Origin of the sequence: Streptomyces aquilus, from assembly GCF_003955715.1 — a bacterium.
GTDB lineage: Bacteria > Actinomycetota > Actinomycetes > Streptomycetales > Streptomycetaceae > Streptomyces > Streptomyces aquilus.
This window is the reverse complement of record NZ_CP034463.1, coordinates 9,792,187-9,815,291: the sequence shown is the minus strand read 5'-3', so window position 1 is coordinate 9,815,291 and position 23,105 is coordinate 9,792,187. Positions and strand designations below refer to the sequence as shown.

Below are 23,105 nucleotides of genomic sequence, written 5' to 3'. Positions count from 1 at the left end.
CGGCAGAACTCGCCGTAGGACAGAAGGACTCAGCGGTATCCGGCCGCGATGATGTTGGCCTGCACCGCGTTGTCGGTCGCGTCGGACGGGTAGCCGGCGACGATGGCCCCCTCGTAGAAGGTGCCGGCGCTCAGGTTGGCGCCGCCGCCGGGTTTGCAGCAGTCACCGCCGCTGCCGAGGACGATGGCGCCCTGCTTCTTCATCGGGCTGTATCCGCTGGGCAGCGCGCCGTCCCACAGGGTGGTCAGGCTGCCGGACTGCGCGTTGCCGCCCTTGAGGGCGAACCTCGACGTGCCGTTGTTCTTCAGCATCGCGGTGACGAACTTGACGGGGAACGCGCGCTGGTTGGTGTTCCAGGACTGGCTGCCTCCGGAGTAGAGGCCCCATTCCAGGTCGGCCTGGACCCAGGGACCGCTTCCCGAGCAGCCGCCGAACCAGCACTGGGTGCCGAAGTTGATGGCGTCCATCGCGCCGGCGGCGTCGGCCTTCCGTGTCGTCTCGCTGTTGCCGTAGTCGAAGCAGCAGCCGTTGTTGACGTGGGTGCCGCTGGTCACCATGTACGCCCCCTCGGGCGCGCTGCCGGTCGGTACTCCCGTGAGATGGCCGTCCCGCCAGTAGCTGTTGCCTGGATTGATGTACAGCGAGTACGCCTTGGTGCCCCCAGCGGTCAGCGACTCCGAGGTCGCCTTCGCGGGACTGCTCTGACTCGAACCCGGGACCTGGGCCGATCCCTGGTACCACAGGTCGTTGCCGCGCCCGGACTGGTCGTAGACGACCGTGATCACACAGGAGGTGCCCCCGCAGAACGAGTCCTGCGCCGCCGCGTCGGCGAAGCCTCCGGCCGCCCGTACCCCGATGTTCCTGGTCGCGTTGTCCGAGGCACGCCTGACCTGGTAGAGGCTGCCGCTGTACGACCCGTAGAGCGCCCGTACGGTGCTGTGCGCGGCCACGCAGGGAGTGCCGCCGGTGGAGTAGAGGTCGCACGGGCCCGGCCCGCCGGGAGCGGGCGGAGGTGTCGACGTGGTCCACTTCTGGTTGCTCTGGCCGTTGCAGGTCCACAGGATGACCGCGGTGCCGTTGGCCGTGCCCGCCCCGTTGACGTCAAGGCACAGGCCGGACTGGACACCGGTGATGGATCCGTCGGGGTTCTGCCGCCACGCCTGGTTCGACTGACCGTTGCACGACCAGATGATCACCGGGGTTCCCGGCGCGGTCCGGTTGTCGTAGGCGTCCACGCACCGGGTGCCGTTCATCGTCCTCAGCTCGCCCGCCGAGGTGAACTCGAACGCCTGGTTCGGCTGGTTGTCGCAGTCCTGGATGTCCAGCGCCGTTCCCGGCGTGTCGACGTTGCCCTTGACGTCCAGACATCGGCCCGAGGCCGAACTCACCAAGGGCGCCGGCGTCGCCGCCGGGGCGGACCATGTCTGCGAGGTCGCTGTCATCATGGCCAGCAGCGCCATCACGCCTGCGACCGCGAACGCCGGTAAGCGTCGTCCGCGAGCCGTGGGGCTGCGACGGGAAAGGAGTGAAGGCCGCATTCTGTTCCTCGCGTAGGTGGGGGAAGGTGACAGAGAGTGCTGTGCCTGGCCGAACAGGATGGTGGCGAGGGCGGTCGAGGGCACCCACAGGAACCCTCAGACATCCCATGTCCTAGTGATTCCACAGCTCCCCGAACGAGTCAATACACTCGGCACACCCCATTGAGTTCGGATGCATCCCATGTATCGCCCCTGGTGAGACCGTTGTGCGGGCATGCCGGAAGCCGCGTCCGGCGACGGCCGCCGTACCGGACGCGGGGTGTGCGTTCCGAGTCACCTCACTTGAAGTTCCAGTGCTGGTTGGCGCCGCCGTTGGAGTCCCAGATCTGGACCGGGGCTCCGTTGCCGTTCTGTCCGCTGGGGATCTCCAGTGCCCGGCCCGAGGCGACGTTGATCAGGGTGTACGAGCCGTCGCTGTTCTGACTCGCCCGCCAGTGCTGGTTCGCACCGCCGTTGGCGTCCCAGATCTCCATCCGGGTGCCGTTGCCGGTCTGGCCACCCGGCTCGTCGAGCACCCGTCCGCTGGCGATGTTCGTCAGCGTGTAGGAGCCGTCGCTGTTCTGACTCGCCCGCCACTGCTGGTTCGCACCGCCGTTGGCGTCCCAGACCTGTAGGAGCGTGCCGTTCGCCGTCTGGCCCCCCGGTACGTCCAGAACCCGGCCCGCTGCGACGTCGGTCAGCGAGTACACCTGTCCGGAGACGATGCCTCCGCCGGGATTCCCCGTACCTCCACCGAGCGCCGAGAGCGAGGCGTCGTAGGCCGACTTCTTGTTGCCGTTGTTGTCGAACAGCAGCGGGTTCTCGCCCGTCCGCCACGAGTCGCTGTCCCTGATCCCCCACACCGTGATGCCGGTGCAGCGCGCGACGCTCATGCAGGCTCGCACCGTGTTGCCGTACGCGGTCGCCGAGGCCTGCGCGATGTCGAGTTCGGTGATCTGGACGTCGACGCCGAGGGCGGCGAAGTTGGACAGGGTGGTCTGGAAGCTGGCCGGCGGGCCGCCCGCGCCGAAGTGGCTCTGGAGGCCGACGCAGTCGATGGGCACACCGCGCGCCTTGAAGTCCTTGACCATGTTGTAGACGCCCTGGGTCTTGGCGTCCGTCCAGTTCTCGATGTTGTAGTCGTTGTAGCAGAGCTTGGCCGAGGGGTCGGTGGCCCGGGCGGTGCGGAAGGCCTCCTCGATGAAGCCGTTGCCGAGCACGTTCTGGAAGACCGAGCTGCGGTGCTGACCGCTGCCGCCGTCGGCGAACGCCTCGTTGACCACGTCCCAGGCGTAGATCTTGCCCTTGTAGTGGTTCATCTCGGTGGTGATGTGGTTGTTCATCACGCTGCGCAGGGTGGCTGCGTCACCGATGGAGCTGACCCAGCCGGGCAACTGCGAGTGCCACACCAGGGTGTGGCCGCGCATCCGCTGCCCGTGTGCGGTGGCGTGGCTGACGATCTGGTCGGCCGGGCCGAAGTTGAAGTTGCCGCGGGACGGTTCGGTGGTGTCCCACTTCATCTCGTTCTCCGGGGTGATCATGTTGAATTCCCGGTCGAGAATCGTGGAGTACGTCGAGTTGCCGAGTTTCCCGGCCGCCACGGCCGTGCCGAAGTAGCGGCCGCTGTCGGCGGCGGCCGCGCCCAGCGTGCCGGACGCCGCGTGCGCGGTGAGCCCCGCCGGGCCGGTCAGGGCCAGTGCCGTGCCGGCCAGCAGGGCGGTGGCCGAGAGCAGGGCCCTGCGCAGCAGAGGCTCGTCGTTGAGCCAGGACATGAAGGATCAACCTCCTTGTGCGGGTGCGTGAGAGGGGGTCTTGAGGTCAGGACACGGGCAGGGCGGTCCACTGCTGGTTCGTGCCGCCGTTGCAGTCCCACAGGACCAGTTGCGTACCGTCGGTGGTGGACGCGTTGGGGTCGTCGAGGCAGCGGCCGGAGACCGGGTTGCGGTAGCCGCCGTTGTACGTCTGCCATTGCTGGTTGGTTCCGCCGTTGCAGTCCCAGATCTCGATCTTGGTGCCGTTGGCGGTGCCCCGGCCGGTGACGTCGAGGCATTTCCCGAGCGCCCGCAGGGTGCCGTCGGAGCGCGCGGACCATGTCTGCGCGGCGGAGCCGTCACAGGTGCGGATCTCCGCGGCGGTCCCGTTGGCGCTGCTGCCGCCGCTCACTCCCAGGCACTTGCCCGCGATCCCGGAGCGCACCTGCCCGGCCGCGGAGTCCGGCGGCTTGATCCAGCCTGCCGCGTCCGCGGCCTGGATCCCCGCGTTGAAGGCGTCCGCCATCTTGGCGAAGCCGTTGTCGTTGGGGTGCAGGGCGTCGGACAGGTCGGCGGCGGTCAGGGCGCTCATGTCCACCAGCCGGACGTGCTTGCCGGCCGCCTGCTCGGCCTGGACGATCCCGGGCAACTTGGCGTTGAACGCGGGCCGGTTGGCCTCCTCGGTGCCGCTGGTGGAGATGATCACGGTGCCGACGAGGACGGTCGCGTCGGGTGCGGCCCTGGTGATCTGGTCGATGAGCGCGCGGAGCCGGTCGGCCGCGGTCGGGATCTGGTAGTTGCCGTTCAGGTCGTTGGTGCCGATCTCCAGGGTGATCACGTTGGGGCGGTAGCGGGCCAGCACGGAGTCCGCGATGCCGGCGATCTGGTCGATCCGCCAGCCGGAGTGGCCTTCGTTGTCCGGGTCGGACATGGTGCCGTTGCGCCCCGAGCCGACGAAGTCCAGGGTGTGTCCCTCGGCCGTCAGCTTGTTCGCCAGGAAGCTGCGGTAGCTGTTCCCGGACGGGCTGCCGACGCCCCAGGTGATCGAGTCGCCCAACGGCATCACCCGCAGGGGCGTGGCCGCGGCAGCGGCCTGTGGTGCGGAGGGCGGCGTCTCGGCGGCGGTGGCCACGGCGGGCCATGCGGCGCCCACGCCGAGGGTGGCCGCCAGCGCCGTGGCCAAGGGTGCCCAGTACTTCTTCATCTGCGTTCCTCACTGGGTGCGGGTCAGTGGGTGGGGGTGAACGAATCGCCGGTCCGTGCGGGCGTCCTGGAGGCACGAGCAGGTCAGCGGGGGGTGAAGTCCTGGTTGGTGCCGGGGGCGTTCTTGCACGGCCACTGGTCCAGTTGCTGGCCCAGGTTGCTGCCGCCTCCGTAGACGTCCAGGCACAGACCGCTGTTCTGGTTCTTGAAGGAATACGAGCCGTCGGACTGCTGCACCGGCAGCCACAGAGCGCTCGACGCTCCGCTCGCGGCCTGCTGCACGATGTTCGGTGTACCGGCGGTCGTGGAGCCGCCGGCCACCGCCACGACCTGTCCGGAGTGCTGCGCGCGCAGTTGCCCGTAGCCGCCCGAGACCGGCACGAACTCGAACTGCTGGTTGCCCTGTCCGTTGCAGGTCCACTGGTCGATCGCGGCACCGGCGCTGGTGGAGTTGCCGTACACGTCGAGGCACAGGCTGTCGCTGGCGATCACCAACTGGTGGGAGCCCGTGGGGAAGCCGCCACCGCCCCAGGACTGGACGCCCGCCTGCTGGATGACGTCTCGGGCGCCCTGGGGCCAGTTGGTGCCGCTGACCTGGACGTTGCCGGTGAGGACGTTGTTGTGCGGAGGGCCGGTGGCCACGTATGTGTTGCCGCCGTTGTACCAGTTGCCGGAGAACGTGTTGTCGTCGGTGTGGTTGTTCGCGTTGGCGTTGGTGAGCGCCCAGTTGCCCGCGTCCTGCACCACGTTGCCGGACACCTTCAGGTACCGGGAACCCTCGTCGAGGTAGAGCGCGGTGGTGCGGTTGTTGTCGTGCATGTAGTTGTCGGAGATCACCGAGCCGGGGGCCGCGGACAGGCTGTAGATGCTGCCGCCGTCGAACATCGCGTTCTTGGTGTCGAAGACCAGGTTGTGGGAGACGGTGTTGTTCTTCAGCGTGGTGGGAGTGCTGTAGATCGGCTGGTAGTTGTACGTGCCTCGGTTGACGTAGTCCTGGCTGCCGCCCGGGTCGTTCATCCCCCAGCCCCAGCCGATGTCGATCCCGTCGTAGGGCAGGTGGTCGCACTGGTTGTGGGTGATCGTCGCGTTGGTGACGTAGGTGGACAGGATTCCCGCGGTCTCCTTGTAGTCGGTGCCCACCCCGCTGACCTTGTTGTTGCTGATGGTGATGTTCTGGTTGGTCATCTGCGGGTTGGCGGGGTGGTGCGCGTCCGGCTGGATCCCGCCGACCTGGATGCCGCTGCCGGCGAGGTCGGTGAAGGTGTTGCCGGTGATGGTGACCCCGTTCGCGCCGAGTCCGGTGCCGGAGGCGGTGGCGACGCCGTCGTTGCCCACGCCCAGTCCGGCCTGTCCGAGTTCGGAGAACGTGTTGCCGGAGAAGGTGATGTTGGTGGCGGCGGAGACCTGGACGGCCGCGGGCATCTGCTCCCAGTGGTTGCGGGTGGCCTCGAACTGAGTGCAGCCCGACTTGCAGGTGCTCAGCCAGTTCGCCGGCATCGCGTAGGCGCCGGTGATGTGCGCGCCGCTCTGCTGGTCCGCGTACCCGTCGGGTCCGCTCGGGCCGAGCCAGGAGGTCCCGGTGAACCGTATGCCGGCGAATCCGAGGCCGGTCACGGGTGAGCCGTAGCTGCCGCTGATGCCCAACAGGCTTTGCAGCCGAGGCAGTTCGACGTCGAGGCTGTTCGGGTTCTGTCCAGGCTGGGCCCGGTAGTACAGGTCGCCGGTGGACGAGTCGAGGTACCACTGCCCGGCCTGCTTGAGGAACGCGTAGTTGTTCTCCAGGTACATGGTGCCGCCGGCGAACGGCGCGTTGATGGTGTCGTAGCCCCAGGAGTTGTTGTTCCACGCGGGCTGCTGCATGGTGATCGTTCTGCCGCTGATCGACTGGACGGGCGCGTAGCGGTCGGTGAAGGAGTTGACGCTCTCGACTTCCATGTGGTTCTGGTCCGAGAGGCCGGCCAGGTAGTCGAGGGAGGATTCGGTGACGGTCAGACCGGTCTGGGTGAAGGTGAAGGCGGAGCGGGGCACCTGGATCGCCGCGCGCGGTGCCTGCTTGCCGTTCACGTACAGCTGACGTGTGTTCACACCGCTGCCGACGTGGACCGACCAGATGTTGCTGTTCTGATCATGCACCTGCCAACCAGATATCTGCTGGGCACCGCTCACGACCGGCTGCTGCCCGGACATGGCCTGGTAGGTGATCGTGTGGCCGTTCTGGCCGCCGTCACCGGAGCCGAAGGCCAGGGGCTTGGACTGCCGGTAGGTACCGCCGGCCAGGTGGACCACGACGTCGGAATCGGCCGAGAGGCGGTGCGCGGGCTGCCGCGCCTGGTCGATCGTCGCGAACGGCTGCCCGGCCGTGCCGTTCCCGCCGGGCGCCGCATCCGGGGCCACGTACAGATCGGCGGCCGCCGCCTGGCGCCCGGCTGGTACGGCGAACGCGGCCCCGGCCATGGGCAGGCTCCCGGCGAGTAGGGCGAACAGAGCTACGGGGGCGGCCCAGAGGCCGCGGAGCGCTCCGGCTCCTGACATCGTCATCCTCCAGTGGGGGCGGTGGCGCCTGGTGCCGGGGGGGGCGCCCGGTGTGGGGACGGACTGGCGGGCGGAAGATCTCGGTCCCCTCAGCTGAGGTTCCATCGCTGGTTGGAGCCGCCGTGGCAGGTCCACAGTTCGGCCAGGGCGCCGTTGGCTGTGGAGGCACCGGTGACGTCGAGACAGAGTCCGGACTGGGTGCCGGTGATCGTGCCGTCGGAGTTCAGCCGCCACTGCTGGTTGGCGCCGCCGTTGCAGGGCCAGGTCACCACCTTGGTTCCGGCGGTGGTCTGGTTGTTGTACGCGTCCAGGCACAGCTGGCTGCTGCCGCTGAATACCGTCAACTGGTCGGAAGAGGTGCGGGTCCAGCTCTGGTTGGCGCCGCCGTTGCAGTCCCAGATCTGCAGCTGCGTGCCGGCCGCGGTGGACGAGTTCGGCACGTCCAGGCACTTGCCCGCGCCCACCGCGTGCAGCGCGCCGGTACCTGTCCCGCCGGTCGTGTTGCTGTAGCCGGCCGCTGTGATGTTGGCCTGGACCGCGTTCTCGGTGGCGTCCGACGGGTAGCCGGAGGTCATCACGCCCTCGTAGAAGGTGCCTTGGGCGCCCTTGCTGTTGTCACCGCCGATGCCCAGGATGATGGCGCCCTGCTTGCGCATAGGGTTGTAGCCCGCGACGTTGGGGCGCACGCCGTCGTAGAACGTGGACAGGCCGCCCGACTGTGCGTTGCCACCACGGATCGCCCAGTGGTTCGGGCCGCCTTTGACGATGGCGGTCGTGTACCGGTAGTTGATGGTCGGGTCGTTCGCGTTGTAGTGCTGGTTCACCCCGGAGAACAGGCCGTTCTCCAGATCGGCCATGATCCAGGGGCCGTTGCCCGAGCCGTAGCCCCAGACCTTGATGTTGCCGAAGTAGATGGCCTCCATGGTGCCGTTGCCGTCGTCGTTGCTGTCCGTCTCGGCATTGCCGTAGTCGAAGCAGCAGCCGCCGTTGTAGTGCGTGCCGTCGAAGATCGCGTACATGCCCTCGGGGTTGTCCCCGGTCGCGATGCCGTTGGTGTGGTTGTTGCGGTATCCCGTCCCGGGTGCCACGAAGACGCCGTAGGCCTTGTGACCGCCCACCATGGTGGGCGCGGCCGTCGCGTTCGCGAGATTGTCGGGACCACCCGCGGCACCGCCGCCGGGCGCCTGGGTGAGGTGGTTGGCGCGACCTGACTGGTCGTAGATGACCGAGATCAGGCAGGTCGTCCCCGCGCAGAACGAGTCCTGCGCGGCGGCGTCGGCATAGCCGCCCGCGCTCAGGACGCCGACGTCGCGGGTGGTGTTGTCCGAGGCACGCCGGACCTGGTAGAGCGGCCCGTTGTACGAGGCGTACAGCGCCCTCGTCGTGCTGTGGGCCGCCACACAGGGCGTCCCTCCTGCCGCGTAGAGATCGCAGGGTCCGGACGTGGCGGCCCGGGCCGTCCCGGCGTTGACGCCGGCCAGTGCGCCGACGGCGAGCAGGGCCGCGGCCGCCGCCCGGGCGATTGTTTTCGGCCGAGAGCTGCGGGAGCGCTCCCACGATGGCACAGATGCCTGCCCCACCTCGTTTCCCGGCCTTCCGCGCCGCCGTACCGCGGCGAGCGGCCCTTGGACGCCCCCGCGCCCGAACAGCGCGTGGCGTCTCGTACCTGTTGTTCCCATCCGATCTCCCCTGCCGTGCCGGCGGAACCCGGTCGGGTTCTGTGCTGGTGGCGCTGACGAACACGAAAGCGCTTGGAGGTGCCGATCTTTCAGTGGGATTGCAGAGAGGTTTCGGGGGGAGACGGTGCTCTCGATTCCGCAGTGCTGTCAAGGGTCCTGACTCGCCCGTCCGGCCTGAATAACGAATCGGTTCGATCGCCGATCCCCCCGGGTCCCCGTCGAACGGCCGACTTGAGAGATCGGGCGTGACCGTGGACAAGCAGCGCGGCAGGCCCTCGCGCCGACGCCACCCGGCGGGTCCTGCGGGTCGGAGGGGCGGCCGGGCCGCAATCGCTCCGGCACCCCCTGAAAGGCCACTGACCTGGGAAGCGGCCGCTGAAGCGCGGTTGACGAGGGGGCGGTACGCCCGGTGCCGACCGGTGAGGCGGTCCCCGCCCCGCCCCTGGGCGCCCTGTTCGGCGTGCGACACGCCATTGCCCCCGCTCCTCGCCGGTCGTACCATCTCGTCGAAGCGCTTGCGCGGAACCGATTCGATTCCCGCCTTCCCGCAAGGCGTGGGACGCGGGACGGGCCCAGTAGCCCGACGCCGCTTCCGCGTACTCCCGGTGCTCGGACATTCTGGTTCTGCGTCACTTCGGGGCGGCAGTGCGGCACTTCGGTGCTGGGACGCGAGGACGCGCGCGTCTGTTGCCGCGTCTGTTGCTGGGTCGGCATCCGGAGCGGACGGTTGTGCGTGGTCGTTGCCGCCCGGTACCGGCTGCCTCAGTCATGGTGTCCGGACCATGCCCTGTGCGAGACGGATCGCCTGGGCTGCGTCTCATGCCGCGGCCCTTCGGCCTGTGGACCGCTCCCGGAGGAGACGTCGGCCGTGGCGTGGAGGAGGGCGCGGGGTCCGACTCCGAGGCCGAGGGCGCGGAGGGCGACGAGCTCGCGCAGTGGCTGGGGTCGGCAAGGGCGGGCTGAGCGAGGCGGACGCGGTGGTGCAAGGGCCAGATCTGGCCGTTGTGGGCGTGGCCGGAGGGGTGGAGGTCGATGTCTGCGGCTCCAGCGCGGGCAGCACGGTCGGCGCGCTCGTCTTTCACCCGGGCAGCCGGGCCGGGACGGTCACTGCCTGGTCGGTGAACTCGGTCTGGTGCGACAGGAGGAGGACGGGCAGGTCAGGTCAGGTCAGGTCCAAGTCAGCGCCATCCAGGGCGTCGGCGAGTTCGGCGCGGCGGCCCGCCGGGCCGGAGGACTTGGCGGTGACGTCGTCCGCGCGGCGGCGGAGTGGTCTGTCCTCGGTCCGGCGAGTCTTGGGACACGCTTTACGCGACACATGCAACTGCAGCCCGCACCGTCTGTGTCTGAAAGGAAGACGGGCCCGTCAGGGCCGAAGAGCGAGAAGACGGGGCGGTTCGTGGGACGGCGCAAGGGCAGCATATGGGTCGCATTCGTCACGGGTGTGACGCTGGTGGGCGCGAGCGCCTGCGGTGGGGGCGGCAGTGACAAGGCGAGCGGCGACGACGCAAAGGCGTCGGGAAAGCCGAGTGCGAGCACTTCCCCGTCACCCACGAAGCCTGCGGGCCCGCCGATGCTGCTGGAGACCATCACCCCGCAGACGGGAACGACGGTCGGTGTGGCCATGCCCATCTCGGTGATCTTCACGGACCCTGTGGCGGCCAAGGCGCGGGCCACAGTCGAGAAGCACATGAAGGTGAGCGCCTCACAGCCGGTGGCCGGCGCCTGGCACTGGATGGGCGACAAGCGCGCCGACTGGCGCCCGAAGACCTACTGGCCCTCCGGCACGACGGTGAAGATCGACGCCGACATGACGGGCGTCAGCAACGGCAACGGACGCTATGGCGTACACGGTTACACGCACACGTTCAAGATTGGTGACGACGTGCGCGCGGACGTCTCGGTCACCGGCCACACCATGAAGGTCACCCGCAACGGCGCTCCGGTGCGCACCCTGTCCATCAACGCGGGCAGCGCCGAGTACCCGACGTGGGACGGCACGATGGCCGTCATCGACAAGCAGGAAAAGGTCCACATGACCTCCTGCAGTGTCGGGATCAGCTGTGACAAGGGCAGCCCGAACTACTACGACCTGACCCTGCCCTGGGACATCCACCTCACCCAGTCCGGCACCTACGTCCACTACTCGACCGGCGACCCCAACCCGGGCAGCGGCAGCGCCCGCGGCTCGCACGGCTGCGTGCACCTGTCCCTGCCGGACGCCAAGTGGTTCTACGACCAGGTCAAGCAGGGCGACCCCGTCACCGTCACCGGCTCGCCCCGCGGCAAGGCACCGGCCGACAACGGCTACGCCGATTTCAACCTGGGATGGGACCAGTGGCTTGACGGCAGCGCAACCGGTGAGCAGACGACCACCACGCTCTGAGCGAGTCGGTGGTTACCGCTGCGCGAGCAGGCGGTAACCACCGTGGTTCCGGATCAGCCGTTGAATTGACACGCTCGAAACGGACTCCTCCCGTTGTCCGCACAGGAGAGGCACCGTATGAAGAAACTACTGAGTTTCGCGTCCGTACTGGCATTCCTGACCGGAATCACCATTGTCTCGACGGCGTCCGCCGACGCCGCCACAGACAGGAGTGGGGCGGAACGGCTGAACATCCCCAACAGCAGTGCATGCAGGGCGGGACGCACCGTCATGCAAGGCATGGTCGCGGGGCCGGGCGGCCAGCTCTACATCATTTTCACCAAGGCGGGCGGAGCCGATCCGGTCCTGTCCAGATGGTTGCGGGACGGCTCAACCTGGGACGGCGCCAGTTGGACCTGCGCCGGGGCGCCGACCTCCATCCCCGCACTCGGCCACGGCAACGACCTCGCCTACCATCCGGACTACCGGGACCAGGGCCCCGCCTTGATTGCCACCCAAGGAAGTGAATCGGCTTACCCGAGCGCCGATGTGACGATCATTCACCTCAGCTCGTCAGGAGCTATCGGCGCAAGCGAGGAAGTCCATCTGCCCATCGGCAATATCAGCGGCCTCTGCTACAGCGCGACGGCGGCGAACGGAGCCGGCAAATATGCCGCCCGCCGCTCGGGCAACCTGTGGACCCATCCCGGTGCCGGTGCGCTGACGAGCGGATGGACGCTGGTGAAGAGCAACCTGACGAGTCACGACAATCGCTCCGACCAAGGCACCGACTGCTCCGAGAACTACATCTGGAACACCAAGTCCATCAACAGCTCAACGCCCGAAACGGGGTGGAACTGGGTGTACCAGTACAACTGGTCCGGAGGTGACGTGGAGAGCGATATCGGGATTCCGGGGAACAGCCTGACCGACGAGATCGAAGATGTCACCCACATCGGCAGCGACTTCTTCATCGGCGTCAACCGAAACAGCGGGAGCCCGGACTCCGTGAAGGTCTTCATCGAGTGAAGTGCCGTCTGCCCGCTGCTCGTTAGGCAGCACAGGCTCCGGCGACTGGCCGTCGGAGAGTCCCCCGGGTTTCTCCCATCAATGCCTGGCGGTACCGCCGCCGCACCAGAGCGAGCCACGGTGACGCAGCACTCACACTGCGTCGTGGCGCCGTCCCTGTCCGCTAGCGCCTCCTATCGTCGTCGAGTCCAGCGATCACTCTGACGTCCGCCTCGGACATGCCCAGAACCCTGGCGATCTCCTCGACAAGAAGCGGCTCCGGGTTATGCCTGCCGCTGCGCAGCAGATGGATCGTGGACATCGACCGTGCCGTCTCCCTGGCCATCACCTTGACCGGAATCCCGCGCAGGTCCATCAACCCGGTGAGTACCGTTGCGAACGGATGCGGCTCCAGCTGCCCCGCAGGAGCAACGGACGGACCGAGGACCACATCGCCGATCTTGGCCTGGAACCGGATCAGCTGGTCGCCGGCGAACCCGACCTTCGCGACGAAAGGCAGGCTCTCGCCACCGCTGGAGCCCACCGTGCCCGGCACGGACACCTCGGTGAACCGTGCAGGCCCACCCTGGTGACCGGTGTCGATCTCCAGGGGAAGACCCGGCTCGACCTCGCGGACCTTCCAGTCACGGTTCCACCAGGCAAACTCCTGCAACACCCCGTTGAAGAAGGGCAGCAGGACCGTGACATCCACCGGATCCGGAGGGTGCTTCTGACCACCCCAGATGACATCGGGCCAGTACCTCAGCGCCGCAATCACCTCTAGCGACAGCGTGCGATCCGCAACCACGATGGCCACACCCTCCTACCCGTCGACACAGCCCCGGCATCGCCGGTTCCAGGCCTTCCCCGAGCCTGCCGACGATGAACCGGCACAGGCGTGCGCCGGTCTGCCGAGCCAGGGGCCCCCGCCACCCTCCCCGGCACTCCGGCAGGCTTCGATCCCGCTGACGTGCGGATCAGCCCGTCCACGCCTTGATCTGAGCGGCGACCTCACGCACCGGGAGCCCGTCCCGGGCGGCGCGGGCCAGCGGCACGACGCTGTCCAGGCCAGCGCTTACCGGCATGCCGCACGCCGACAGGTAAGCCGCGGTCACCGTGGCGGCGAACAGCAGGTTCCGCGCCTCCAGGCTCGGGTTCCGCGCCAGCTCGCACAGCAGCGCCGCGGCCTTGTGATGGGGCTCGGGATAGACCTCGTGGTCAAGGATCTCTGCCCGGTGCCGCGCTTCCGCCGCCACAGGGACGCCGTAGTCGACGACCTGGGGATCCCCCGGAATCTGCTGCGCCACCGCCAGGATCCACGCCAGATCGACGCGGAGGTTCACGCGGCGTCCCTCGGCGCCGGCTGCGCCGGACTGTCCGACAGGCCCGGATACCGGTCCTCACCGACCTCCGCCTCGAACGCGTCCGCGTACGCGGCCAGGAACGAGGCAGCGCCCGCCATGAAAGCGGCACGGGACTGGTTCAGATCGGCCTCGATGAGGTCAGCCACGTACCCCTGCAGACTCAGACCGCGCCGCTTGGCACGGTCCTCCGCGGCCGCCTTCACCGCCTCGTCCAGACGGATGTTCACCTGCTTTCCCATACCGGCACTGTAGCTACACCTCGCTACCAGCACCTAGCAATCAAGCAAGCGCCCGGACCTGCACCCCCGAACCCGAAGCCGGAAGGCTTGATCATTTCCAGGGCAGCCGTCGCGTCCCGGGGAAGCCTCACTGCGTAGGCGGCTGCCACTCGAGCATCATGATGGTCGCGTCGTCACGGAGCCTGCTGGTCTCCACGTCCAGGATGGAGTGGATCAGCCGCCGCAGGCTCTCCGGGGCCAGCTCCCCCGCGGCGGTCGCGCGGATGACGTAGTCGGCGAACCGCTGGAGCCCGAACAACTCCCCGTCATGGGTGCGGGCCTCGGTGACACCGTCGGTGTAGAGCAGTACCCGGTCGCCCGGGCGCAGGGTCACCTCGTGGATCGTGCGGCCGCGGTCGGTCAGCAGGTACGGCAGTCCCAGCGGAGGGTCGGCGTCCCTTTCCAGGGCGTGCTCCATCAGCCGGTGGTCCCGGATGAGCAGGGGCGCGGGATGTCCACAGTTGCACCACCGCAGAACGCCCGAGGCCAGATCCAGTTGGGCGAGGATGCCGGTGCAGAACTGATCGGGCAGCCATTGGGCCAGGGCCTCGTCCACCGTCTGCGCCAGTTGCGGCAGTTCGGCTCCGATCCGGCGCGCGTTGCGGCAGGCCGCCAGGGCAAGGGCGCTGGTCAGGCCGGAGGCGAGGTTGTGTCCCATGGCGTCGAGGACGGTGGCGTGCAGGGCCGTCTCGGTCAGAGCGTGGTCGAAGGCGTCGCCGCCGATCTCGTAGGCGGGTTCGAGGACGGCCGTGGAGACCACACGCGCATTGCCGATCGTCCGGGGCGGCAGGAAAGCGCGCAGCATCTCGGAGGGCAGCTGCATGCGTTCGGTGCGGGTGCGCTGGACGTAGGAGTCCTTGAAGGTGCGCCGGGAGGTGACCATCATCGCCACGAGCGTGGCCAGGGCCTTGCCACGGTTCAGGGAGGCGGCGGTGAGCAAGGGGCCGTAGACGGCAAGGACGCCCAGGCGTTCGGCGCCGTCCAGCAAGGGGAACCAGGCCGTCATCGCGCCGGACTCCGTGGGCTCGACCCGCAGGGACTGGGTGCGGTACGTCCAGCCGGCCAGGGAGTCGTCGATGGGCAGCGTCGCGGTCACGTCGGTGAGCGGGACCAGGTGACGCTGCTGGATGTCCGCGAGGTAGGCCACTGAGTGATGCAGCCCGAGGGCCTTGGTGCAGCGGGCCAGGGCAGTGGTGAGGTCGACGGTCCGGTTGGTCGAGTCGGCCAGGAACTGGTGCAGCGGGTCGTCACCGGCATCGGGAATCGTCACCCCGTTTCGCCTCCCTGCGTCGCCTCCCCCAGGCCGCGCGCCATCTGGGGCCCGTCGTTCAGCAGTCTCACACCGCAAACAGGCGAGCGCATTCGGACGGCATCCACCGGCTGCGGCGGGGCGCCGAAACCAGGAGCGGTGCTCACCCGCCGACCGCGCGGCGCCGCACGCTCACACGAACCGCTGCGGGACCCCGCGCCCGCCTGTGGGACCACACGGGTGTCCGAGCCGACCTGGCATGCGGCCACCTGGAGAACGTCGACTCCAGGTGGGCCGGTGGGGCGGGCGCTGGATAGAGTGGCCGCGGGCAGCTCGGCGAAGGGGCGGGGGATGACCGAGCAGGTGGAGGACTTCGACCGCCTGGTCGAGCCGTTCCGGGCGGAGCTGTTGGCGTACTGCTATCGAATGCTCGGCTCGGCGCACGACGCCGAGGACTTGGTCCAGGACACGTTCCTGCGGGCCTGGCGGGCACGCGAACAGTACGACAGCACCCGCGGCTCGCTGCGTACGTGGCTCTACCGCATCGCGACGAACGTCTGCCTGACCGCCCTCGAGGTGCGCGGCCGCCGACCGCTGCCGTCGGGGCTGGTGGCCGCGTCGGACCCGCTCAGCCCACTCGTCCACGGGGGGAACGTCTGGCTCCAGCCACTGCCGGACTCGATGCTCGACGCGAGCGACCCGGCGGTCGCCGTGGTCAGCCGCAGCAGCCTGCGGCTGGCGTTCGCCGCCGCCCTGCAACTCCTGTCGGCGCGTCAGCGGGGCGCGCTGATCCTCCGTGACGTGCTCGGTTTCTCCGCCGCCGAGGCGGCGGAGATCCTCGGCACCACGGTCGCGTCGGTGAACAGCTCCCTGCACCGGGCGCGTTCCGGCGTGCAGGGGGTTCACGCCGAGTCGGAGCCGACGGCGGCCGAACAGCGCGCCTGGGTCGACCGCTACATGAAGGCGTTCCTTCAGGCCGACGTCGAGGGCCTCAAGCGGCTGCTCACCGAGGACGTCATCATGGAGATGCCGCCCATGCTCAACTGGTTCGCCGGCCCGGGCAATTACGGCCTGTTCATGGAGTGGGTCTTCCGGGCGGCCGGAACGGACTGGCGTCTCACGGCAGTTGCGGCCAACGGCCAGCACGGGTTCGCCGCCTACCGCCGCGTCGGCGACGCGTACGAGCTGCACACACTCCAGCTCTTCACCGTCACCGCCGAAGGCATCAGCCGGACCTCGGTGTTCCAGGACTCCGAGGTCTTCACCTCCTTCGGCCTGGCCCCCCGACTCGATCCCGAAGAACTTCCTTCCCCAGACGCGAACAGTTCCGGCCCGGCCGCCGGTATGTACTGACGAGTTCCCCGGAGCCCCCGGGCGGACCTCTCACAAGGGAGAAGCCGATGTCAGACAACCGCGCAGCCGACGCAGCAGCCATCCAAGCCGTCTTGGCCAAGTCCTACGCGGCCTGGGAAGCCGGCGACGCCGACGGCATGGTCGCCGACTACACCCCGGACGCGACTGCCATCATGACCGGCTCCCTCCGCGGCAGCCGCGAGAACATCCGCGCCGGCATGGCACTGGCCTTCGCCGGCCCCCTCAAGGGCAGCTCGACCAGCAACAAGCAGCTCAGCATGCGCTTCGTCGGCGCGGACGCCGCGATCGTCATCAGCGAATCCGGCATCCTGTTCCCCGGCCAGACCGAACTCCCGGACGCGGCCAAGGTGAACGCGACCTGGGTGTTCGAGCGGCGCGACGGCCAGTGGCTGATCGCCGCGTACCACAACAGTCCGGTCCTGGCGCCGGGGCAGTAGACGCGGCACGCGGAGCGCCCCTGCGCCAGTGGGGGCGCCCCGTGCAGCCGGCAGGTCAGCGCCACACGGCGGTTACGACCTGACCGGCAGGCTGGAGGTCGATCCGAGCGCGTCGGGCCCCGGCATGCGGCGTCAGGAGCGGTTGAAGCTCACCAGGCTGCGCCGCGGACAGCACGACAGCAGCAGACAGTCCTGGCAGGTTGTGCCATGGCGGCCCCTACGTACATGGAATACGTACTCCTACCGACGTGTTCCCGGCATCCATGCCATTTCCTTGTGTTCATGACGACACCGGGTGTGAGAGCGCAGATGCCACAGAGTGTCAGGCTCGCCGTGGTGGGGGTCTGGGCGAAGGCCTTGCTGGGCCTGGCGGCGGGTGCCCTGTTGCTGTCCGTGGTGAGCGGCGCGGTCGTCTTCTTCGAGGATCTGAGCCTGTCGGCCAGTGCGCTGGGCCTGCTCCAGGGTGGCGGCGTCTCAGTCCTTGCGGGCATTGTCTTCGCCCTTGCCGTACTGCGGGCCCTCCGCTCCGCGGAGGCCGAGAGCTGGTTCGACCGATGAGGCGCGCGGCGGGGACGAAACGTTCCGCTCTGCCTGTCGTCGCTGCGCTCAGCCTGGCTGTTCTGTTCAGCGCGGGCTGCTCGGGCGGCGACGACACCTCCGCCTACGGGGAGCCGACTCCCAGCGCAACGGAGGTCACCGAGTCGCCGACACCGTCCCCGACTCCCCCGTATCCGACCGATGCCTCAGGCTGCCACGACAACAAGGGGTGGACGACGGCGGAGTCCGTGGACTGGGTGAAGCTCGACGTCGACACCCCCAAGCAGAACTCGGGTTCTGGCGACCTGGAGTTCTCCAGCATCCCGGGATACCTGGGACCGCTCTGCCACAAGATCACCGTGCAGGTCGAGTTCTGGAAGCTGGTGTACGGCGTCGCGGACGGCGACGGCGGCGAGTCGCTCTCGGACGGGACGCGGCCCGACTACTACTTCGACATCCGCCGCGTGAAGCGCGTCGAGGTGCGTGCGGACGCCGCCGGCGAGCGGAGGATCGCCCTGCCCAAGTCCCTCTACTCGGACGACCGCAGCCCCTGCGTGGGCGCCCTCCTCACGATCACCGTGGGCAAGCCGCTCAAGAGCAAGGAGCTGCCCAAGGAGGTCGAGGTCGGCGGCAGCCAGGACGTCTGGGACCGCGAGACGGTCGAATTCCGTTCGGAGCGGGTCGCCGACTACGAGCTCTCCGAACCCTCGGCACCGCAGGTGTGCAGCCCGGACGGCAGGCCCACCGCGGACCCGGCCGACGTGCCCCCGCCGAGCGCCGAGCCGACGGACCTGTTCCCGACGGACCTCTACCCGTCGCCCAGCTACAGCTGGGACCTCGACGACATCCTCCGCTCCCCCACACCCTGACCTGCCTTCGCGGGCATCTGAACGTGCGCAGGCCTCTTCACGTACATCAGCAGGCCCTGCCACAACACCAGTCCACCAGGACACCGATTCTCACCATGGAGAACTGCATGCGCATGCGCACCACGGCCACCGTCCTCACCAGCGCCGCCGTCATCTCGGCGCTCGGCTTCCCGGGCGCCGCACACGCGGCCGAGCACCCGGGGGCGGCGGCGCCGTTCGGAGCTTTCGTCTCCGGGGGCGTCAAGCCGCAGGACGCGCTGGGCGCCACCAAGTTCTCGGACGGCGTCGTCAACGGCGGCAAGGACATCGTCCTCGGAGTGACGGGCAAGAAGACCATTCCCGTCACGTTCTCCGCCTTCGACCCGAACGGCGTCGCCCTCACCCAGGCGTTCCTGTGGCAGGGCACCGACAGTTCGAGCACGGACACCATCACCGGCGCGTTCCAGTCGGACGACGACCCCGTCTGCACGGAGTCACCGGCCGAGGGCGGCTGGAACTACAGCTGCAAGACGGTCTTCACCATCGACCCCGCGGTCGCCTTCAAGGACGACAACGGCACCGCCGGCACCTGGAAGCTCTTCCTCGGCGCCTACGACCTGTACGCCAACGCCAGTTACGACGACGACGTCACCAGGGCTCACATCAAGCGGGCCGCGAAACTCACCGCCAACGCCTCCCCGGAGCCGGTGAAGAAGGGCAAGACCATCACCGTCACCGGCAAGCTGAGCCGCGCCAACTGGACGACGGGCAAGTACGCGGGCTACGCGACCCAGCCGGTGAAGCTGCAGTTCCGCAAGAAGGGCACCAGCACCTACACCACCGTGAAGACCGTCAAGACGAACTCGACGGGCAACCTGAGCACCACCGTCAAGGCCACTTCCGACGGTTACTACCGCTTCGCCTTCGCGGGCACCACCACCACCGGTTCCGCGACGGCCACGGGTGACTTCATCGACGTCAAGTAGGCGGGCAGGGCCGGATCCGGGCCGCGGTCAGCCCGGATCCGGCCTGGCGTCCACGAAGCGGTTCCCGGTGCGGCGACGGGCCATCAACGTGGCCAGGGCGGTGCGGGAGGAGACCCCGGTCTTGCGGAAGGCCCGGGAGACATGTGTGTCGACGGTGCGCCGGCTGACGTAGAGCCGGTCGGCGATGGCCTGGCTGGTGAGGCCCTCGGCCACCAGCTCGGCTATCTCCAGCTCCCGTGCGGTCAGGGTCGCCAGCCGTTCGGCGAGTTCGGCGCGGTCCGGGGAGCCGTACGCCGCCTCGGATCCGCCGTCGGGCGGACGGGTGGCGTCGGCGAGGCCCACCAGCATGCCGCTGCCGCCCGCCTCGGCGAGCCGTCGGCCCCGCAGCCAGGCGAACGTGCCGTCACGGCCGCGGCCCGCCGCCGCTTCCAGCGGGGCGCCGAGCAGCAGCGAGAAGGCCTCCCAGAAGACCGCCCCGCAGCGGGCGCTCTCCGCCGCGGCCTGGGCGAACAAGTCCGCCGCCGCTGCCGTGTCCCCCTGCGCCAGCGGCAGATGCGCGTTGCTGCGCAGCGCGGAGGCCCGCTGCATCGGCAGCCCCAGCTGCTCCGCCTCCTTACGGGCCTGTTCGGCCCACTCACGGGCCTCCTCAAGGCGCCCCGTCGCCAGTGCGGACGTCACCAGGATCTCCAGGTACAGCGGCCGCATCGAGGGCTGGATCCGGTGCAGTTCGGGGCCGCCCGCCTGGAGCATCGCGTCTCTGGCCCGGACCGGATCGCCGGCCATGAGTGCCGCCCAGCCGCACATGCACCAGGCGGTGGAGGCCCACCAGTTCACCCCGGTACCGGCCGCGGCCACCGCCTCCTCGGCGACGGCGAGGGGGCGAGGATCACCGGGCGGGCAGGCGGCGACGAGCGCCGAGGCCTTGCTCGCCAGCGCGAACGTGAGCAGTTGGTCGCTGCCGATGCCGCGGGCGATGTCCTCCGCCTGGTCGGCGAGTTCCACCGCCGAGGAGACGCGGCAGGTCTGCACCCGGACGTGGGACAGGCAGAGCAGTAGATGAGGCATGACGTAGAGCTGGCCGCTGCGGCGGGCGATGTCGAGGCCGCGCTCGGCGTGCCGTTCCGCGTCCGGGTAGTGCTCCAGGAAGGCTTCTGCCCAGCCGAGCCTGGCGAGCGGTTCGCACAGGGCGGTGAGGTCGTTGTCGGGCAGCGAGTCGACCAAGGCGGCGGCCTGCTGGGCCAGTTCGTGAGCCGCGGCCATGTTGCCCTCGTACGCCTCCCCGAGGGCGGCGACCGCGAGGACGCCCGCCTCACCGGGCTCGTTCCCCATCGCCCGGGCCGCCGCGAGGGCCGCCTCGACCTCGGGTCGGACCTGGGGGTACGAGATGCCGCTGCCCTGGGGTGCTGCCGAGCCGAGTTCCAGGCCGAGCCGGACGACGTCGGCCGGTGCGGGGCCGCGGGCCAGCTCGCGGCGCAACAGCGCGACGGCCTCGGCGCTGCGCCCCAGGTGACGCTCGACCAGCGCGCACAGGACGACCGCGCGCACTCTGAGGTCCTGGTCCTCACCGGTGGGGCGGCCACCGGACGACCGGGAAGGCGTGGATATGAGCTCCTGGAGCAGGTCACGGCTCTCGCGAAGCCCTCCGCACGCGGCCAGGGCACGGGCCCGCCGCAGCGTCAACTCGCGTCGCCGGGAGGCATGTTCGCCCGTGTGCGGAAGATGGCGGAGTGCCACGTCGAGCCAGTGGGCGCAACTCGCCGGGGCCGTGCGGGCCGTCCGTGCGGCGGCCTCCTCCAGCACGGCCACCGCCGCCGGGTCCCAGGCGGTCAGCGACCGCTCGACATGGTGGGCCCGCTCGGCGGCGGAGGCACCGGCGAGAGCCAGCTCCTGGGCGGCGAGCCGGTGGATGTCGACGCGTCTCAGGAAGGGCGTGCTCTCGTGGACGAGCGTGCGGACGACCGGATGCCGCAGGGTCAGCAGGCCCTGCGGGTCGGAGCGCAGCAGATCGCGGCGGGTGAGGGCGTGGACGTCGTCGGTGAAGGCGGTGCCGGAGCGGCCGGTCACCCGGCCCAGCATCGCCGGGGTGGCGTGCTCGCCCAGTACCGCGACGGCCTCGACGAGGCCGCGCTGGGAGGGGGTGAGCGCGGTGAGTTCCTCCAGCAGCAGCGCCCCGAGCTCCGGTGGCGACGAGGACTCGGGCGTCGTACCCCCGCGGCGAGCTTGCAGAAGGGTCAGGAAGTACAGCGGGTTGCCCTCGCTCGCGGCATGCAGTGCGGCGGTGTCGGCGGCCGGCATGCCGGGGCCGGCCAGTTCGGCGCAGTCGCGTGCGCTCAGCGGCCCCAGTCCGAGTCTGACGACCGTGCCGTCGTCGACGCCCCGGGTGAGCCTGGCCGCGAGCGACTCGGGGCTCTGGCGGTCCCGGCGCGTCACGGCCAGGACGACAGGGGCGTGCACGGCATGGCGTACGAGGTGATCCAGCAGTTCCGAAGACGCGGAGTCCGCCCAGTGCAGGTCATCGAGGGCCAGCAGCAACCCGGACGGGGCGGCGAGCCGCGCGAGCAGGGCCGCCGTGGCACGGTGCAGCCCGAATCGGTCGGCCGCGTCGCTGTGTTGGGCGGCGCTCGGCTGGAGCAGGGGTAATACGGCATCGGTCTCCTGGAAGCCGTCCAGGGCGTGCGGGTCGAGGTCGGCGAGCGCGTCGGTGAAGACCTGGAACGGCACCTGCTGCTCGTACTCGGTGGCTCTGCCGCGCAGTACGGTCAGTCCGCGTCGGCGCGCCCGCGCGCAGACCTCGCCGAGCAGCCTGCTCTTGCCGATGCCTGCCGCACCCGTGATGTCGACGACCTGGGACCGGCCCGTGCCGCGGCTTTCCTCGCCCTTCGCCGTGTCACGGGCGTGGCGGGCGGCACGGTCGAGCAGTTCGTCGAACCGGGCCAGTTCAGCGGACCGGCTCAGCAACGGGGCTCTGTCCCCGGCGTCCCCAACCACCGCGTCCGACGCCACAGTTACCCCCGTGTCTTGACATTCCCCTCACATATCATTCTCACCTGTTGATCGACATAACCACCGCATCCGCGCCCCGGAACGGACGGATCTCACAGCGCCCTGGCGACGGCCGCCGTCCAGACTGTCACCGCGCCAGACCGAGGCCGTGCTGCGTCTGCCCGGCTGACGCGGTCCCGACCGACCCCGGATGTGTACGGGGTCGGTCGGGACTCGCGTGCCAGAATGGAGAGGTCCTTTCTCCGCCCTGGCTTCTTCGAGGTTCCTTTCGTGTCCCAGCCCGCAGGCCGTGTGCCCCAGCGACGCAACGCCCGTTCCAACCGGGCGCGCATCCTCGCCACCGCCCGCCAGGAGCTCGGGCGGAATCCCGACATCACTCTGGAGGAACTCGCCCGCGCCTCCGGTGTCGTACGGCGGACGCTGTTCGGGCACTTCCCCGGCCGGGCAGCGCTCCTGGACGCGCTGGCCGAGGAGGCCGCCGAGACTCTCCAGGCCGCCGTCTCGGTCGGCGCGGGGGTGACGGAACCGGCCGACCGGGCGCTCGCCCACTTCACGTTGGCGCTCTGGCCCGTGGGGGACCAGTACCGGATGCTCCTGGCGCTGGCCCGACGGGATCTCGGCATGGACCGTGTCGCCGGGATCCTGGAGCCCGCCCGGGTCAGGTCCACGGCCATCCTGGAACAGGGACAACGGGACGGCGTCTTCCACACCCACCTGCCCGCCCCGGTGCTGAGCGCCGGTCTTGAGGCGATGACGGTCGCCCTCCTGGAGGAGGTCAACACCGGGACGCTGGAGGACGACGGCACCCGCGCGGCCGTCAGCACGCTCATCGCGGCGGGTGTGCCGGAGAAGCGGGCGCGGATCGTCGTGGACGAGGTGGCCGCCACCGAGGGGTGAGCTCCCCCGCGGTACGACGTGACCCCGGTGCGAAGCGCCGGGGTCTTTGCGTGTCCGCCCCCACTTCTTTAGTTGCCCTC

General features: G+C 69.5%; 18 protein-coding genes and 1 pseudogene. 9 read left to right on the top strand and 10 right to left on the bottom strand.

Going from position 1 to position 23,105, the window contains the following annotated elements; all coding sequences use genetic code 11:
* Positions 1-29: 29 nt before the first annotated feature.
* The 5 genes and pseudogenes from EJC51_RS44875 to EJC51_RS44855 form a co-directional block, all read right to left on the bottom strand.
* Complete coding sequence (locus tag EJC51_RS44875; protein WP_126277410.1) at positions 30-1,460, bottom strand: arabinofuranosidase catalytic domain-containing protein; 1,431 nt, start codon at positions 1,458-1,460, stop codon at positions 30-32.
* A gap of 359 nt (positions 1,461-1,819) precedes the next feature.
* Positions 1,820-3,289 (bottom strand): annotated as a pseudogene (locus tag EJC51_RS44870) (glycoside hydrolase family 10 protein); the annotation flags it as partial.
* 46 nt (positions 3,290-3,335) lie between these two features.
* The gene (locus tag EJC51_RS44865) at positions 3,336-4,472 is read right to left on the bottom strand and encodes an SGNH/GDSL hydrolase family protein (protein ID WP_126276382.1); all 1,137 of its coding nucleotides are present in this window, start codon (positions 4,470-4,472) and stop codon (positions 3,336-3,338) included.
* 83 nt (positions 4,473-4,555) lie between these two features.
* Entirely contained in the window at positions 4,556-7,003 is a 2,448-nt protein-coding gene (locus EJC51_RS44860) for an RICIN domain-containing protein (RefSeq protein ID WP_244363218.1), read from the bottom strand.
* A gap of 89 nt (positions 7,004-7,092) precedes the next feature.
* Positions 7,093-8,682 (bottom strand): arabinofuranosidase catalytic domain-containing protein, encoded by a 1,590-nt coding sequence (locus tag EJC51_RS44855; protein WP_244363216.1) that lies wholly within the window; start codon positions 8,680-8,682, stop codon positions 7,093-7,095.
* Positions 8,683-9,501: 819 nt separating this feature from the next.
* On the opposite strand from EJC51_RS44855, the gene EJC51_RS48045 reads away from it, so the two are divergent.
* From EJC51_RS48045 to EJC51_RS44840, 3 genes are all read left to right on the top strand, one after another.
* A complete protein-coding gene (locus EJC51_RS48045; RefSeq protein WP_166682784.1) occupies positions 9,502-9,645 on the top strand; it encodes a hypothetical protein in 144 nt (47 codons plus the stop codon).
* A gap of 433 nt (positions 9,646-10,078) precedes the next feature.
* Positions 10,079-11,065 (top strand): L,D-transpeptidase, encoded by a 987-nt coding sequence (locus EJC51_RS44845; protein WP_126276381.1) that lies wholly within the window; start codon positions 10,079-10,081, stop codon positions 11,063-11,065.
* Between the two features lie 117 nt (positions 11,066-11,182).
* Positions 11,183-12,073 carry a hypothetical protein gene (locus EJC51_RS44840; RefSeq protein ID WP_126276380.1) on the top strand — a complete coding sequence of 297 codons (891 nt, stop codon included), beginning with the start codon at positions 11,183-11,185 and terminating at the stop codon, positions 12,071-12,073.
* A gap of 163 nt (positions 12,074-12,236) precedes the next feature.
* Here EJC51_RS44840 and EJC51_RS44835 read toward each other — a convergent pair whose 3' ends face one another.
* From EJC51_RS44835 to EJC51_RS44820, 4 genes are all read right to left on the bottom strand, one after another.
* Positions 12,237-12,869 (bottom strand): helix-turn-helix domain-containing protein, encoded by a 633-nt coding sequence (locus EJC51_RS44835; protein WP_244363211.1) that lies wholly within the window; start codon positions 12,867-12,869, stop codon positions 12,237-12,239.
* 160 nt (positions 12,870-13,029) lie between these two features.
* Positions 13,030-13,395: a hypothetical protein gene (locus EJC51_RS44830; RefSeq protein WP_126276379.1), complete on the bottom strand. Its 366-nt coding sequence runs from the start codon at positions 13,393-13,395 to the stop codon at positions 13,030-13,032.
* Positions 13,392-13,655, bottom strand: a complete 264-nt coding sequence (locus EJC51_RS44825; RefSeq protein ID WP_207924667.1) for a hypothetical protein — start codon at positions 13,653-13,655, stop codon at positions 13,392-13,394. Before EJC51_RS44825 ends, EJC51_RS44830 begins: the two co-directional genes overlap by 4 nt.
* 127 nt (positions 13,656-13,782) lie before the next feature.
* A complete protein-coding gene (locus EJC51_RS44820) occupies positions 13,783-14,958 on the bottom strand; it encodes a PP2C family protein-serine/threonine phosphatase (RefSeq protein ID WP_425276854.1) in 1,176 nt (391 codons plus the stop codon).
* A gap of 336 nt (positions 14,959-15,294) precedes the next feature.
* Here EJC51_RS44820 and EJC51_RS44815 point away from each other — a divergent pair, with 336 nt between their 5' ends.
* From EJC51_RS44815 to EJC51_RS44795, 5 genes are all read left to right on the top strand, one after another.
* The gene (locus tag EJC51_RS44815; RefSeq protein ID WP_126276377.1) at positions 15,295-16,296 is read left to right on the top strand and encodes an RNA polymerase subunit sigma-70; all 1,002 of its coding nucleotides are present in this window, start codon (positions 15,295-15,297) and stop codon (positions 16,294-16,296) included.
* A 47-nt stretch (positions 16,297-16,343) separates the two neighbouring features.
* Positions 16,344-16,754 carry an SgcJ/EcaC family oxidoreductase gene (locus EJC51_RS44810; RefSeq protein ID WP_126276376.1) on the top strand — a complete coding sequence of 137 codons (411 nt, stop codon included), beginning with the start codon at positions 16,344-16,346 and terminating at the stop codon, positions 16,752-16,754.
* 309 nt (positions 16,755-17,063) lie between these two features.
* Positions 17,064-17,312 carry a hypothetical protein gene (locus tag EJC51_RS44805; protein ID WP_126276375.1) on the top strand — a complete coding sequence of 83 codons (249 nt, stop codon included), beginning with the start codon at positions 17,064-17,066 and terminating at the stop codon, positions 17,310-17,312.
* On the top strand, positions 17,309-18,160 hold the full coding sequence (locus EJC51_RS44800; RefSeq protein WP_244363209.1) for a hypothetical protein: 852 nt from the start codon (positions 17,309-17,311) through the stop codon (positions 18,158-18,160). The genes EJC51_RS44805 and EJC51_RS44800 overlap by 4 nt, the downstream gene beginning before the upstream one ends.
* Before the next feature lie 107 nt (positions 18,161-18,267).
* Complete coding sequence (locus tag EJC51_RS44795) at positions 18,268-19,125, top strand: hypothetical protein (protein WP_126276374.1); 858 nt, start codon at positions 18,268-18,270, stop codon at positions 19,123-19,125.
* A gap of 27 nt (positions 19,126-19,152) precedes the next feature.
* On the opposite strand, the gene EJC51_RS44790 is transcribed toward EJC51_RS44795, so the two are convergent.
* The gene (locus tag EJC51_RS44790; RefSeq protein WP_126276373.1) at positions 19,153-22,083 is read right to left on the bottom strand and encodes a helix-turn-helix transcriptional regulator; all 2,931 of its coding nucleotides are present in this window, start codon (positions 22,081-22,083) and stop codon (positions 19,153-19,155) included.
* A gap of 270 nt (positions 22,084-22,353) precedes the next feature.
* Between EJC51_RS44790 and EJC51_RS44785 the strand changes: the two genes are divergently transcribed.
* Entirely contained in the window at positions 22,354-23,025 is a 672-nt protein-coding gene (locus EJC51_RS44785; RefSeq protein WP_399577661.1) for a TetR/AcrR family transcriptional regulator, read from the top strand.
* Positions 23,026-23,105: the final 80 nt, after the last annotated feature.